The organism is Butyrivibrio sp. AE3006 (assembly GCF_000424165.1).
In the GTDB taxonomy this organism is placed as follows: domain Bacteria; phylum Bacillota; class Clostridia; order Lachnospirales; family Lachnospiraceae; genus Butyrivibrio.
Genome location: NZ_AUJJ01000022.1, coordinates 52071 through 66337, shown reverse-complemented (window position 1 = coordinate 66337; position 14267 = coordinate 52071). Strand labels below are relative to the sequence as shown.

Sequence of the window (14267 nt, the reverse complement as noted above, 5' to 3'; positions counted from 1 at the left end):
CAGATTTAATCTTCCCAGAAAAGTTCATCCAAACTTTTATCAAGGGCCTTACATATAGATATACAAAGCTTGATGGTGGGATTGTAATCTCCCTTTTCTATGGCACTTATGGTCTGCCTGGAAACCTCGCAGATCCTTGCAAGATCTTCCTGAGACAAGTCCTTGGCAGCTCTGGCGGATTTAAGTTTTAAATTCTTCATGGCTTAGTCCTCGCTTTCTTTTTTGGATGCAATCATCTTGATAGCGATGGCAACGGCCATTGATAAGAAAGTAACTGTCATTGCTGCACTTGATGCCGCCTTTGCAAAAAACAAATGCATAAATGCCTCATCATGCTCTGTACTTATTATTCTAACAAATTCTGACACAAATGAGCTACAATGAATAGCACCTACAACAATGCAGATACATAAATAGGTCTTCCAGTCCTGACCGATTCCAAAGAAGGAATCATGTCTGATGCAATAAATTCCCCATATTGTGAAGCTGAGCATTACTACAACAATAAGAAGTCCGCTAAGCACATACTGAGGAAGGGCCTCACCTGCAATAACATCATAAATAATTATTCCGGTAAGCATGGCAAGTACTGAAAAGAACGCGATCTTGTAACCCTCTGCCCTTACCTTCTCCTGCATCTCATCGAAATTAGTATCCTTTTTTCTTTTTTTGACTATAACCCAAAGAACAACAACAATTACAACATAAATTGCTAAAGCTAAAATTTTCTCAAACATAACGAGCCTCCATAAAATCATTCAAGTAGTTAATAGTTTCAAGTCGACTTACAAAAAACAATTATTTGTTTTTGTGATTTTATGTTAGCTCGTTATATGAATAATGTCAAGTATATTTTACATTTATATTTATATAGTTTACTTTATGCTATAAGCGCTTTATCTGTATAATTGGCAAAAGCCCGATATATTCGGGCTTTCACTGGTTTTTTCTGTCTTATTAGTGTCCAAGGGTATTGCTTGTTATTGCTGCGGCCTTAGCTGCAATTGTGTTGGTGGAAGCATACAGTGAAGATGTGGGAGCAACAGGGCTCATGAGAACCTTTCCTGTTCCGCGGTATACATTCACAAGACCCTCGCCGCTTACTGCTGAGCCAAGAAGAGTCTTGGTGGATCTCTCAACTGTAAAGTCAAGATTGGACGACCAGCAAACAGCCAGGTTACCATCGATTTTCAAAGTATCGTTTTCAAGCTCAACCTCCACAAGTTCATTGTATGGAACATTACTTTCAAGAGCAGCAATGCCGCTACCTGAGAGGCTTAAGTTAAAGAGACCTTCACCACCAAGTGCTGCTGAAGAAAGATTTTTTCTTGAAACTACTGTGTTCTTAACTGTACCTGAGCAGGCGTAGAACATGCCGTCTTCGATGGTTATTCCGGATCCCCAGCTTCCTACATCAACCAAAATAATGAACTTGTAGGTGGGCTCTAATGTCAAAAATCCATTTCCCACATACTCAGGCTTTACAGCAGATTCCTTGGTAACAGCGCCTTTTACCATTTTTCCGAAAAGATCACCCACACCCTTAATTCCTGAAGTAGCCTCGATATTTCCTGCCGACCACTGCATTGCCCCGGCCTGAACGATAGCTGAATTATTTTCATCAAGCTGGATAACCAGCTGTCTTCTGTGAACGCCCATCTTGCTCATGAAATACTCTGTGGAAGCGTTCATGGGAGATACGCTGGCATCCTGCAGATACTCAAGCACATGGAAATTGCCCATGTTGTTTACAAACTTTCTGCCTTCGTTTTCAAAATTTCTAATGTTCATTTTTCCCCTCCTCATAAGGTTTATTTATTTGTTTTACCTGTTAACGCATCGAGAGCTGATGTATCCAAAGTCAGCACGTTAGATGCGAAAATGGTTTTTACAAGCCATACCAAAAATACAAAAACAAGTATCGGAATGATGCAGGCTGTCACGATCATCACCGCAAGAGACTCGATAAGGCCGCTTAGGAATGTGGTAACACTGTCCACAGCGTCATTCGTGAGAGTTGCAACCTCATTTAGAAAACCGCCCTCTGTTCCATTTCCAATATCCAAGTTATTGTATTCTTCAACTGCGGTATTCACCCTCTGAGCCTGTGTCTGATAAACCATGTCAGAGAGCTTCACGCTGGCAGGAACAATTATGAAAAGCACTACTCCGATAAGCGCGATCTTCGCTGCAAGTATCCGCATATTCTTTTTACCAAAAAGAATTGCTATGCCAAGTATGATGCAAGCAGCAGGGATAAGCACAGAAAAAGCAACATATCCGGATATGCTTATCATGAATTTCTCAAGATACAGCGCACTTAGTATCATCAAAAAATACTTGGAAAGCTCTGCCATCTGCTCGGCAATCGGTGTACACATATCCCCCGGAAGAAGTGACAGGGTTGCAGAGGTAGCCGCAGCACCTCCCGAAAGCGTCATCACTGTGGTTATCTTATCCTCGGTCTGAGCAATGGAATGCGTGTGATTCTGTGGATCTCCTGCCCAGGGTGCCACCTTGGTAACAGATATGGTTGCAAGAAGTATCAGTAAAACTACAATTGTAATTTTCTTTAAATCCATGTTCGTCCTCCCCCCTTATTCAAAAGTCACTGCATAGCCTGATGCAGAGGGCATGCTGCTTATAAAATTCGAAATAAGCGCCTTGGCCTGTTCATCTGACCTGTCCAGAATTCCGCTATCAAGTGCCTTCTGCTTGGCAGTCTTCTCGAACTCTGAGAGTGAGAGGTTGTAGTCTTCAAGCTTCAAAGGATTCCAAAGTGAATCCTTTTCCGAATATATTTTCAAGGTGTCCTTATCCACGCTTACAGTCTGGATTTCAGACTCAGGGAGCTTCACGATAAGCTTCTTTGCATTATCATCTTTTTCTACTGTGATCTTGGTAAAATCAACACCGGCAAAAACCGAACCATCATAACTGTACATAAACTCAGATGATGAAGGTATGCCAAAAATCAACTCTTTTTCTTTGGTGTACTTTTCAATCTGTGTAAAATAGTACTCCTGAGTTACCAGAAAGCCCATGTTTTCAAGGCCGTCCTGGATGGTCTGTGTGTTTATTGAGATCAGTACCTTGTCCTCTTTTTTCTCTATCTTGACAGTGTTGCCTTCCTCAAAAGAGATATCAGAGGTCGTATCCCTGTTTTTTATGTAGCCGGTTCCAAGGATAATGATGACGATCACAGATACTGCGATCACCACAAGATAAAAAATGTTTTTGGGCTGCATGGAAAACTTCATGATTCTCCCCTCCCTACTTTTTCATACTTTATCTTCTATTTTACCTTGATGCGCACTTAGACTCCAGTACTTCCACAATTTTTCCAAAGGCGGGCTTTGGCATATAACTTCTGTCAAAAAGTCTTGAATTGGTGGTATCTCCTTCGCGGTAGTGATCCACAAGACCAAATACTGTGACGTTTGTGATGTTTGCAGGTCCGCCGCCCTGTGTGTCCATATCGCAAAGGAGATTAAAGATTTCCTCGTATTTATCTGCCTGCTTTTCAAACATGGCATCAGTCTCTTTGTCCACACCTACTGAAAGCTCTGTTATCTTCCTCCTATATTTAAAGCACTCATATCCCCTCAAATCTCATGCCCTAAATATAGAAAAAAACCGACTGTTCAGCTACTCAGTAATTGTGGCTTTTAGTGTGGATATTGCGAAGAAAATCGTAGAAAAATAAAAACCGCAGCTAAGGTGAAGCACACGCCACCGTCGCTGCGGATTTGTCTAATTTTATTTTCTACCTCATCTATTGCAGGGGCAATTGATGTATCTTCTTCTGTGAATTCCGAAAAACATAAGTACCTTATCAATAACCTTCATTGCTTTATCCTCCATAACTCTTTCATGTGTTTGCGTTGTTTGTTTCATCTGATGATCTTATATTATCAGCCCCTATATCACACAACTATCAAACGAAAAAATATAGAGTTTATCATTCATCAAGAAGGCTGCAGGCTTCCTTATCTGCAACAATTATCACATCATTGTGAAGCTGCAAAACGGAGGCCTGAACTGCCGGAGATATCTCGCCCTTAACTGCTGCGAAAAGGGCCTCCGCCTTGTCTGCGCCGCTTACAACAACCACAATCTTTTTAGCCTGCATAATTGATTTAATGCCCATGGTATATGCCTGGCTTGGCACATTCTCATCCTCTGCGAAAAATCGCTGGTTCGCCTTTTTGGTGGTCTCTGTCAGATTCACAAGATGAGTCTGGGCTTCAAAGGCAGTGCCGGGCTCATTAAAACCGATATGACCGTTGTGGCCAAGTCCAAGGAGCTGCAGATCGATTCCGCCGCAGCTCTTTATGATAGCGTCATAGCTCTTGCAGGCATGCTCTGCATCCTCATCCATCCCATCAGGAATATAAGTTCTCGTCGTATCTATATTAACCTTGGAAAAAAGCTTTTCATTCATGAAATAGTAGTAACTGTGATGATCTTCTTTTGTGATACCTCTGTACTCGTCCAGATTGACGGTAGTTACCTGAGAAAAATCAAGATCCCCCTTGTTGTACCACTCAACAAGCTGATCGTAGGTTCCGATGGGCGTAGAGCCTGTGGCAAGTCCCAAAACACAATCAGGCTTCATAATAATCTGGGCAGATATTATATTAGCTGCCTTCCTGCTCATATCATAATAATCCTTCGCCCTGATAATTTTCATAATAATCCCCTTCTCAAGCTTTTATTTTAAAAACTTATTCCGGTACTCATTGGCACTCATTCCGGTGTATTTCTTGAATACTCTGGAAAAATGCGCCGTATCCGCAAATCCGACTCTGTCTGAGATGTCAGCAATATGCAAGGAAGAATCCTCCATCAGCTCCTTTGCATTCTCGATACGGATCTCATTCAAAACATCGGAGAAACTTTTACCTGTACTATTTAACAGCTTACTAAGATGCCAGTGGCTCACATAGACCTTCTCTGCCACATCCGTAAGCTGAAGCTTCTCTCTGTAATGCTGTTCCATGTAAGCGATTGCCTGCTTGACGATAAAGTTATTGGCACTGGTATTGTCATCATCGGCAACTGTCTGCTCAGTATCCGCCATAGCGGCAAGTCTCTCTGAAAGACTTTCCATGGCTTCATCCAGTTCCTTCATCTTAGAGGGTTTAACAAGATATCTGAACACTCCCAGATTCAGTGCCTCCCTTGCATAATCGAAGTCCCGATATCCTGTGAGAATGATCACCTGAAGATTTTTGTGCTCACTGCGAAGAGCCGCCAGCATGGTAAGTCCGTCCATTCCCGGCATTCTGATATCCGTAAAAAGAATGTCCGGATTGCACTTTTCCACCATGGCAAGACCCTCTTTTCCCGAAGAGGCTGTCCCCGCAACCACACAGTTATATTTCTCCCAATCAACTATTTTCTTAAGCCCCTCCGCGATAACGGGCTCATCATCAACAATCAGTACCTTATACATACTTAACCCTTTACAGCGCCGGCAGTCATCCCTTTAATTATATACTTTTGCAGGAAAACATACACTATAATTACCGGAATGATTACCAGTGTTACAGCCGAAGCCATAAGACCGTAGTTGGTTCCCTCCTTGGATGTAAGCTCGTTAAGAAGCCTTGTAATTGCCTGCATCTCAGGACGTCTTAGGAAAAACATCTGAGTGAACAGATCGTTGTAGCTCCATAAAAAAGAGAATATTGCCACCGTCACAAAGGACGGTTTTCCTAACGGCACAACTATCTTAAAGAAAATCTGCGGTATTGAGCAGCCTTCAAGATGTGCTGCCTCTTCAAGCTCTAAGGGGAGTGACTGAACATAGCCCATAAGAACGATTATGGCAAAGCTCATGTTACCTGCAATCTGCGGCAGTATTACCGAGATCATGTTTAAAAACCAGTTGGATGTATTGGTGATATGCCAGCTCGATTCCATAGTATAAACAGGAATGATAGTGGAAAAAACAGGAAACATCATCGCTGCTATTACCAGAGTGTGACAAAGTTTTTTAGCCTTAAAATCAAATCTTACAAGAGCAAAGGACGCAAGCCCTGCCAGCACCATAACTCCCAATGTCACACAGCCGGATATAAAGATACTGTTTATATATGCATGACCGATATCAAGTCTCTCAAAGGCTCTTCTGTAATTGGCAAGAGTGAAAAGGTCTCCCACAGGCAGGGCAAAGCTCTGTTTTAGTATCTTGTCCTTGGCCTTAAATGAATTCTCCAAGACCCAGAACAATGGATAAATAGTGGTTAGAGCCCAGGCACTCAGTATTACATAAAGAAAAGCGAGACCGATCTTGTTTCTCTTCATATCAGAAGTCCTCGCTTTCTTTAAAGGCGCGTCTTGTGATTCTTGACAAAACAACTCCCAGCACAACTATAAGCACTGCCAGTGTTGCTCCGTAATCCACGTTCTTGGCCTCCATAGTCTGATAGTACATATATGTACCCGTAAGGAATGTCTTTTTAAGAGGCATTCCTTTGGGGAACATAGTCCATGGAAGATCAAAGACCTTAAGAGCTCCGGTAACCCCCAGAGTGAGGCATGTACAGATCACGTTCCTAAGAAGAGGAAGTGAAATGTACCATACCCTCTGGAATCTGGTGGCACCATCTATCTCCGCGGATTCATACAACTCCTGTGAGATGTTGTTGAGTCCTGTCTGAAGTATGACAAAGTAGAATCCTACATATTGCCATACAACAGGGATCATCATGGTCACAATCGCAAGCTTCTCGCTCTTGTAATCTATCAGCTCCGTTCTGCCCAAAGCTTCAAGAAACTGATTCAGCATTCCCTTGTCATAGAGAAAAATCAGGTTGAACAAAAGGCCCAGAGCAGTTGCTGAGATTACAATAGGGAAGAAATACACTGTTCTGAAAAACTGAGTTCCTCTGCCGATATTGTCAACGAGAATCGCCAATAAAAGCGCTATTCCCACCTGTCCCACAATAGTGGCTATTATCATCAAAAATGTGTTTTTAAGGGATGTCCATACAACCGGGTCCGTAGCCAGCTTAACGTAATTCTCATACCAGGGAGAATTCCATTTTGTGCCGTAGGTACCCAGGTTTTTGATGGACCTGAAGCTCCCGTAAATATTCACAAAGAATGGATAATACAGGTAAATTATCAAAAATAGAAATGCCGGTGCAAGAAACAGAAATATGTATTTTTTGCTCTTGTATATGTTTGACATATCTTTTTACTCAGCTGAATCTTTATAAACGTCGATACCTTCCTGAACTGCATCTGCTGCAGCTACGCCGCCTGTTACGATGTCAGGCATTCCGTCAAAAGTAGATACTCTGCAGTCACCGTTGAACATATCCTGAACAGCGCCTGTAAGACTTGTAACGCCACTCATCATATCCATAGCCTTAACCTGAAGAGCATTGAATTTGCTGGAATCAACCTTAGGAGCGTTCTTAAGAGCTGATGCTGTGTGCTGTGCAAAAACAGGAACAACCTCATCACTTGTCATATGCTCAACAAAGCTTACAGCTGCTGCTTTCTTGTCGGGATCTTCCCAAGCCTTGGTTGTGATGTAGTAACCCATTGAAAGTCCGCCTACAAGGTCTGTTGTCTTTCTGTTGCCCTTGCCGGGGAAATAAGTTACGTCAAAGTGGCTGAGCTTTTCTTCATCAAGAGTGCTGGGATCATCGGGGTCTGACTGGCATGAACCAACGATACCGCCTACCTTCCATGAACCATCAAGAAGGAATGCAGCCTTATCATCTGTAAACATTGCAAAGGTTTCATCATCTGTTGCTGAAAGAGTATTGTCAGGGAAGAAGCCTTTCTCATAGAGATCCTTAATATCCTCAAGACCTGCAACCCACTGTTTTCCAGTAGCATCATCTGCGCTTCCGGGAATATTCAGGTGATTGTCCGGTGTCTGCTGATTGTAGATAGCAAACTCCCACCAGTAATGAGGAATATTACCAAGGGCTGCTGCGATAGGAGCATAGCCTGCATCCTTGATCTTCTGGCAGTCTGCAAGGAACTGATCCCATGTATAATCTGCACCTGGCATTGCTACGCCTGCATCCTCAAGCACCTTGGTATTTACGAACATTGCTTCCCAGTATCCGTTTACAGGAACTGCATACTTAACGCCATCAGCCGGTGATGCTGCGATAAGATCATCGTTCATGTTGGATGCGTATTCAGGGAACTCTGCTCTGATGTCATCAATTGATACAACCTTTCCTGCTTTAACAAAATCATCCGCATCTGCTCCGTTAAAGAAGAAAAGAACGTCAGGCTCTGAGCCTGTTTCAAAGTCTGTGATGATCCTGGTCTTAAAGGTCTCATCACTTGTTGCTGAGGTGTCGCTGACTGTGTTGCCTGTCTCACTCTCCCAATCAGCCACAGCACTCTTGTAGTTCTGTGCGTTGCTGTCCTCACCTGCAAAGGTTGTTGTTACGGTGATCTCTACGGATCCACCTGCCTTGGCAGAGGTTGCTGTAGATTCGTCAGATATCTCTACAGAACTCTCTTCTGCCGGAGCCTCAGTTGCTGTGCCGCCGCATCCGGCTACGCTAATTGTCATAATTGCGCTCATAAGCACTGCTGTCAGATTTTTTAACTTCATACATGTCTCCCTTCTGCGCGTTACTACACGCATCATGTTTCGTATTATCTAATTCAAGGATAGCAGTGCTCCTAATTAAATCAGATTGCTGAAATTGTCAATTTTTGACAAAAATAGTGCTGATAGTATTATTGTTTCCATCCGTCTCAATTGTAAGGCCGCTTTCAGCGCCGTAGAGTATCCTCAGTCTCCTGTGAACATTGCGGATTCCAATTCTGGTAGAGCGCTCTTCAAGAGGCTTTATATCCATAGTGTCCGTTAAAAGCTCTTTTATCTTGGCGAAATCCTCGTCGCTAGGAACGCCGGGATTAATTATCTTTATTCTCATATCGATTTTTTCATTGTCCTGAGTTCCCTCTATCTCAAGACGGACCCTCCTGATTCCATCCTCTGAGTAGCTGTATTCAACAGCATTTTCAATTACAGGCTGAATGATAAGCCTTGGCACCATCACATGAAGAAGCGATTTATCTATATGCTCCTCATAGATGAATCTGTCCTGATATCTGCACTTTATTATGTATATGTATGCGTTTACATACTCAAGCTCCTCAGACAGCGCGATAAGTGACTGCCTGTTTCTGTCCATGGTGGCACTCATCATTACAGACAAAGCCTCGATCATACTGGACACCTTTTCCTGACCGTTCATTCTGGCTTCCCAGTTGATGATCTCAAGAGTGTTATTTAAAAAGTGAGGATTTATCTGGGACTGCAGGGCATGAATATTGGCATCTCTAAGGGCAATCTCCTCCACAAAAATCTTATTGAACTGCTCTCCGAGCTTGGTACTCATCTTGTTAAAGTTCCTTGTAAGGTCAGCAATCTCGCCGCTGTGTCCCTTTGGTTCTTCCACTACTTCCCCGTACTCGCCATCAGCGATCTTTTTAGAAGCAGCAGTAAGCGTGGCAATAGGCCTGTTAATCCTGCTGTTAAAGAAGAAAAACATAAGAAGCACAAGTGGCAGAAGGAAGATCAATAGTATTAAAAATGTGATATTTATGGACCTTCTCTCCAAGCCCACAGCTGTCGCATCATAGGCAACAGAAAAAGTAAAAAATCCGTCTACGCTTTTCCTGTCACAGCTTATAAAACCGCCCGACGTGTTGTAGTTACCCTCACCGTACAGCCTCTCGCCATTAAAGGATACATCCATGCCACGATATTCCCATACGCTCTTTAAGCTCTCGAAAACCTCTTCCGGATTAATCTCCATGACAAGAAGCGCATACTTTTTAAAGCCTCTGCCAAGGAGGTTTCTTATCATATACACATGACCGTCCATGGCAAAAAACTCTGTCCTTGTATCCAGATCCTCTGAAATCTCAAGGGCTTTATCCTTAACGGAATCTGTAAAAAACTTAAACCTTGAAACACTTCCTCTTCCCGTGGTATTACCTGTGTAATACAGGGTGTCAGGCTCATCCGTAAAAATAAGCACTGTGATATCAAAACTTGGATCGTATTTATAATGGGCTGATAAAAATGTAGTAACCTGATTGTAGAGATTACCGGAATCACCGCTACTTTGATACTCTGCCCAGTAGTCTCCTATGTAAGAAAGATAAGATGCATCCTTTGATGAATCGATGCAGTCCAAAAGGCGGAGGATACTGATATCCGCCGCCTTTTCCATAGATGTATTAATTATACGCTGACTCTGTCTGTCGATTCTTCCTGAAACCACCACAAGAAAAACCACCAGAATGACAGTAAGGGGCACAATCCACCCTAGTGCAAGAAGTCTTAGCATCTGCCATTTAAGAGAATTTCTTTTTTTCATTATTCTTCCAACCCCAACAGATTTTTGTAAGCATCACATGTCTTTTCCGCAAGGGCCTTATCAGGCATCTCACAGAAAATCCTAAGAAGTGGTTCTGTTCCTGAAAACCTTACACATACCCATCCCCCATTTTTAAAGTATACCTTACAGCCATCCAGATAGGAAGTCCTTGCAATCTCCGTTTCAAAGGCAGGAATCACCTTATCCTCCATGAGGATTTTCTGATAATCGGGCTTTTTTTCAGCCCTGAAGGAATAGTTATTTTCAATCATGAAAAACTCTCCAAACTCCTCCCTAATATTATCGTAAAGCTCAGATATTTTCTTACCTGTTACAGCCAGCATCTCAACAAGCAGGGCCGCTGCATATACTCCATCCTTACCGTTTATGTGTCCTCTAACCGTAAGTCCCCCGGAGGATTCGCCGCCGATAAGGGCATCCGTTTCCGTTATTTTTGCCGATATGTGCTTAAAGCCCACGGGAACCTCGTAGCACTTTTCTCCAAATTTTTCTGCAATCCTGTCAAGCATGTGTGTGGTACAAAGATTCCTGACTACAGGCCCCTTCTCATTTCTGTACTTCTGAAGATAGTAGTACAAAAGAACCAGAATATCATTTGGAGATAAGTATCTTCCCTTGTCGTCTACGACACCTATTCTGTCGGCATCACCATCTGTTGCAATTCCTATATCGCAGCGATTATCAATGACCGTGGATTTAAGGAGGCTCATGGCAGGTTCATTTGGCGCAGGGAGCTTTCCTCCAAAAAGTGTGTCATGACGTCCGTGGATGGTCTCCATTTCACACCTTGCCGTAAGAAGAATGGTTTTTATGGCAGTCTCACTTACTCCGTACATGGGATCAAGAGCCACTCGCAGGGATGCAGCCTTAATGGCATCCACATTTATGCGGTCAAGAATGTTATCTATATATTCGTTTATCGGATAGAACTCCTCGATAAGCCCTGCTGCCTTTGCATCCTCGTATTCCATGGTTTCTACAGGAAGTGTCACCCTGTTTATGTATTCTTCAACCTCTTTTGTCTGCTCCTCATCAGCATCTCTGCCGCCGTATGTAAAAAGCTTTATGCCATTGTAGATAGCAGGGTTATGGCTTGCCGTCACCATCATTCCATAAGGTAGTTCATGCTTCATGACGTAGAACATAACAAGAGGTGTGGGGCTTGATTTATTTATGAGGCTTGCCTTTATGCCTGCTGCCGCAAAAGTAGCGCCTGCCCACTGCATTGCTTCCTTGGACAAAAAACGTCTGTCGTAGCCAAGAACAATGCCCTTATCTGCCACGTTCTCAGCCTTCATTTTGGCAGCCATGGCGTTTGCCAGAATCTGAACATTTTCCTTGGTAAAACCATCACCTATTATGGCTCGCCATCCGCCGGTTCCGAATTTGATCATTGTTTCGCCCCCTTTATCCCATCACAACTTCCACACTGTGCACTTCCCCGGCTGAGCCTGCCGGTATTACAGCTACGCTCCTATCCTTCGAAAAATCCTTATCATAGCCGCAGGATACTTCTACACCATCAATTACTACCTTCTTTACGCCGCATTGAACATGCTCCGGATTTGTAACCTTAATATTGTAAACAACGCTGCGGAAAACTCTTGATACCTCGTATCCATCCCAATGCGCAGGGATGCATGGATCAACAATAAGCTCATCAAATCCCGGTCGTACTCCCAGAAGATAATGGGTCACAGCAAAATATGCCCAGCCGCCGCTGCCTGTCATGAAGGGGTGATGCGCCATTCCATAGGTGGTGTGGTCTTTTCCCGAAATGAACTGGCAGTAAGAATATGGCTCCGCCCATCTTCTTTCAATATCATCATTCTGATAATAGGGACAAAGGCTCTTATAGTATTCAAAGGCTCTCTCACCATTACCCATCCTGCATTCCGCAGACCACACCCAGGGATTTGGATGAGAGAAAATACTTCCGTTCTCCTTAAGTCCCGGGTACACTCTTGTCACAAAACCAATCTCATCATCAGGCTCTGTAAATGCAGGGGCATTAAGCATGATTCCGTAAGGAGTTGCAAGCCTTTCGTGAACACTGCTCAGAGTCTTCTTTGCTCTTTCTCCTGTGGATACACCTGACAAAACTGCCCAGGCATTTGATTCAAGATGGATCTGTCCCTCTTTGTTTTCCCTGGTTCCAATCTTTCTTCCGGAACCTGTAAAACCTCTAAGATACCAGTCACCATCCCACAATACATAATCAAGATGCTTAGAAAGATCATCTGTTTTTTCAGAAAGTTCTTTGGCAAAGTCGGCATCTTCCATATATTCCGCGGTCTCTCTAAGACAGATAAGTGCTCTGTACAAAAGGAATGAAACCAGTGCGCTTTCTCCTCCGCCAAGATTAAGGCAGTCGTTCCAATCAGCCCGAAGTCCCTTGCAGATTCCATGTTCGCCCACTTCCTCAAGAGAGAAAAGAACAATCTTTTTCATGTGCTCATAAACACTTCCGGATCCTCCGTCTGCGTAACCGTATTCCTCCTTTAGGAAATTTAAATCACCTGTCTCTTTGACATACTCCGTAATTGAAGGTATAAGCCATAAGGCATCATCCGAGCATGCATCGGAGAGGCCATGAACCTTAGATGATGCCTCAGGTTCCGGAATTACAGTGGGCGACTTAAAGGGCTTTTTCTTATTCTCTTTTTCATCTTCAGGCATAAACCACCTGGGCTCAAAGAGATGAATTCCATAACCTCTGGTTGTGAGCGCTCGTAGCAGTTCTACAATTCTCTTTTTACAGCCCGCAGGATTACTTGCTATAACCGTCATGGAATCCTGTGCCGTATCCCTGTAGCCAAGACCTGTTCTTCCGCCTACTTCGATAAAAGAAGCAAACCTTGAAAACATTACATTTATCTCAGCCTGATACAAGGTCCATGCATTTATCATGGTATCTATGCCCTTCTCGGGACTTGAAACAGCAAAGGTTCTCTGCTTTTCTCTCCAGAACTCTCTAAGTTTTTCATAGGCAGCATCAAGCCTTGCGGGATCGCTGTATTTTTCTCTGATTGCTCTTGCTTCATCATAGCCGCCCTCGCCAAGAAAATAGATAAGCCTTACAGACTCACCCTTTTTCAGCTCTATATTCTTGGAAAGCCCTGCGCAGTGATTTCCGCCCTTTTCAAAGGAGCCGGAAAGACTTCCCTTCTCCACGGCTTCAGGATTTGACTCGGTATTGTAGGTTCCGATAAATTTATCCCTTAAGCACTCAAAGCCATCAGGCTCAAAGCTTGCCGCAAAATACTGATATCCCTCTTCTTCATAAAAAAGATCGTACAGTATTATCCCGTCTTTGTACTCGGATCCCGCACAGTACAGGCTCATCTGAAAATTCTGATTATCTATTGGAACGTGATGGAAAGAAAATTCGGCATAAGAAAATACACTTAGATTCCTTGTATGATCACTTTCATTTTTAATGACGACATCCCAGATAAGCGCATTGTCACCAATAGGGATACTCAGCTTCTCACTGGCCCATAATCCCTTGTATTCACACTCATAGGTGGTTACGCTCATGCCATGTCTTGTGGTATATTTTGCCACGTCTAAAGGCTTCCCCACAGGCTGCCAGGAGATACTGAAATAATCCCCGTCGTCGTTATCCCTTATGTAGATATAGTCCCCGGGTCTGTCCATAGGAACGGCATTGCCGCGAAACCTTGTTATCCTGTGATATTCGGGAGACTTGTAAAAAAGGTATCCTCCCGCAGTGTGATTAACAACAGCACACATATCCTCAACTCCCAGATAATTAGTCCAGGAAGTGGGAATATCGGCTCTGTCTATTACATACTCATTGTTTTTTTCATCAAAATGTCCGTATCTCATAAAAACCCCCAT

14 protein-coding genes are annotated in these 14267 nt (G+C 43.2%); all 14 read right to left on the bottom strand.

The annotated features are described in order from the left end of the window. Positions 1-5: 5 nt before the first annotated feature. Positions 6-200: a helix-turn-helix transcriptional regulator gene (locus G603_RS0112145; RefSeq protein WP_026496877.1), complete on the bottom strand. Its 195-nt coding sequence runs from the start codon at positions 198-200 to the stop codon at positions 6-8. A gap of 3 nt (positions 201-203) precedes the next feature. Then, a complete protein-coding gene (locus G603_RS0112140; protein ID WP_026524947.1) occupies positions 204-737 on the bottom strand; it encodes a DUF6442 family protein in 534 nt (177 codons plus the stop codon). A 220-nt stretch (positions 738-957) separates the two neighbouring features. After that, the gene (locus G603_RS0112135; protein WP_026524948.1) at positions 958-1791 is read right to left on the bottom strand and encodes an AIM24 family protein; all 834 of its coding nucleotides are present in this window, start codon (positions 1789-1791) and stop codon (positions 958-960) included. A gap of 20 nt (positions 1792-1811) precedes the next feature. Next, complete coding sequence (locus tag G603_RS0112130; RefSeq protein WP_026670389.1) at positions 1812-2582, bottom strand: hypothetical protein; 771 nt, start codon at positions 2580-2582, stop codon at positions 1812-1814. A 15-nt stretch (positions 2583-2597) separates the two neighbouring features. Next, positions 2598-3260 (bottom strand): DUF4230 domain-containing protein, encoded by a 663-nt coding sequence (locus G603_RS0112125; RefSeq protein WP_026524950.1) that lies wholly within the window; start codon positions 3258-3260, stop codon positions 2598-2600. A gap of 40 nt (positions 3261-3300) precedes the next feature. Continuing rightward, complete coding sequence (locus G603_RS0112120) at positions 3301-3609, bottom strand: endo-1,4-beta-xylanase (RefSeq protein ID WP_026524951.1); 309 nt, start codon at positions 3607-3609, stop codon at positions 3301-3303. A gap of 352 nt (positions 3610-3961) precedes the next feature. Further along, positions 3962-4693 carry a glucosamine-6-phosphate deaminase gene (nagB, locus tag G603_RS0112110; protein ID WP_026670388.1) on the bottom strand — a complete coding sequence of 244 codons (732 nt, stop codon included), beginning with the start codon at positions 4691-4693 and terminating at the stop codon, positions 3962-3964. A gap of 21 nt (positions 4694-4714) precedes the next feature. Further along, positions 4715-5458 carry a response regulator transcription factor gene (locus G603_RS0112105; RefSeq protein ID WP_026524953.1) on the bottom strand — a complete coding sequence of 248 codons (744 nt, stop codon included), beginning with the start codon at positions 5456-5458 and terminating at the stop codon, positions 4715-4717. A 2-nt stretch (positions 5459-5460) separates the two neighbouring features. Continuing rightward, complete coding sequence (locus G603_RS0112100) at positions 5461-6312, bottom strand: carbohydrate ABC transporter permease (protein WP_026524954.1); 852 nt, start codon at positions 6310-6312, stop codon at positions 5461-5463. 1 nt (position 6313) lies between these two features. Further along, positions 6314-7201, bottom strand: coding sequence for a carbohydrate ABC transporter permease (locus G603_RS0112095; protein ID WP_026524955.1), 888 nt, complete (start codon positions 7199-7201; stop codon positions 6314-6316). Positions 7202-7207: 6 nt separating this feature from the next. Further along, complete coding sequence (locus tag G603_RS0112090) at positions 7208-8599, bottom strand: ABC transporter substrate-binding protein (RefSeq protein WP_026524956.1); 1392 nt, start codon at positions 8597-8599, stop codon at positions 7208-7210. A gap of 97 nt (positions 8600-8696) precedes the next feature. Further along, positions 8697-10382, bottom strand: a complete 1686-nt coding sequence (locus tag G603_RS0112085) for a sensor histidine kinase (protein WP_026670387.1) — start codon at positions 10380-10382, stop codon at positions 8697-8699. Further along, positions 10382-11797 (bottom strand): phosphoglucomutase/phosphomannomutase family protein, encoded by a 1416-nt coding sequence (locus G603_RS0112080; RefSeq protein ID WP_026670386.1) that lies wholly within the window; start codon positions 11795-11797, stop codon positions 10382-10384. The genes G603_RS0112085 and G603_RS0112080 overlap by 1 nt, the downstream gene beginning before the upstream one ends. Positions 11798-11810: 13 nt before the next feature. Continuing rightward, positions 11811-14255 (bottom strand): GH36-type glycosyl hydrolase domain-containing protein, encoded by a 2445-nt coding sequence (locus tag G603_RS0112075; protein ID WP_026670385.1) that lies wholly within the window; start codon positions 14253-14255, stop codon positions 11811-11813. Positions 14256-14267: the final 12 nt, after the last annotated feature.

What these genes read in the sequence shown, in the direction of transcription:
- G603_RS0112075 (WP_026670385.1), bottom strand. Translation starts at nt 14,255, where the DNA reads ATGAGATACGGACATTTTGATGAAAAAAACAATGAGTATGTAATAGAC.
- G603_RS0112090 (WP_026524956.1), bottom strand. Translation starts at nt 8,599, where the DNA reads ATGAAGTTAAAAAATCTGACAGCAGTGCTTATGAGCGCAATTATGACA.
- G603_RS0112125 (WP_026524950.1), bottom strand. Translation starts at nt 3,260, where the DNA reads ATGAAGTTTTCCATGCAGCCCAAAAACATTTTTTATCTTGTGGTGATC.
- G603_RS0112145 (WP_026496877.1), bottom strand. Translation starts at nt 200, where the DNA reads ATGAAGAATTTAAAACTTAAATCCGCCAGAGCTGCCAAGGACTTGTCT.
- G603_RS0112100 (WP_026524954.1), bottom strand. Translation starts at nt 6,312, where the DNA reads ATGAAGAGAAACAAGATCGGTCTCGCTTTTCTTTATGTAATACTGAGT.
- G603_RS0112085 (WP_026670387.1), bottom strand. Translation starts at nt 10,382, where the DNA reads ATGAAAAAAAGAAATTCTCTTAAATGGCAGATGCTAAGACTTCTTGCA.
- nagB (WP_026670388.1), bottom strand. Translation starts at nt 4,693, where the DNA reads ATGAAAATTATCAGGGCGAAGGATTATTATGATATGAGCAGGAAGGCA.
- G603_RS0112080 (WP_026670386.1), bottom strand. Translation starts at nt 11,797, where the DNA reads ATGATCAAATTCGGAACCGGCGGATGGCGAGCCATAATAGGTGATGGT.
- G603_RS0112135 (WP_026524948.1), bottom strand. Translation starts at nt 1,791, where the DNA reads ATGAACATTAGAAATTTTGAAAACGAAGGCAGAAAGTTTGTAAACAAC.
- G603_RS0112105 (WP_026524953.1), bottom strand. Translation starts at nt 5,458, where the DNA reads ATGTATAAGGTACTGATTGTTGATGATGAGCCCGTTATCGCGGAGGGG.
- G603_RS0112140 (WP_026524947.1), bottom strand. Translation starts at nt 737, where the DNA reads ATGTTTGAGAAAATTTTAGCTTTAGCAATTTATGTTGTAATTGTTGTT.
- G603_RS0112130 (WP_026670389.1), bottom strand. Translation starts at nt 2,582, where the DNA reads ATGGATTTAAAGAAAATTACAATTGTAGTTTTACTGATACTTCTTGCA.
- G603_RS0112095 (WP_026524955.1), bottom strand. Translation starts at nt 7,201, where the DNA reads ATGTCAAACATATACAAGAGCAAAAAATACATATTTCTGTTTCTTGCA.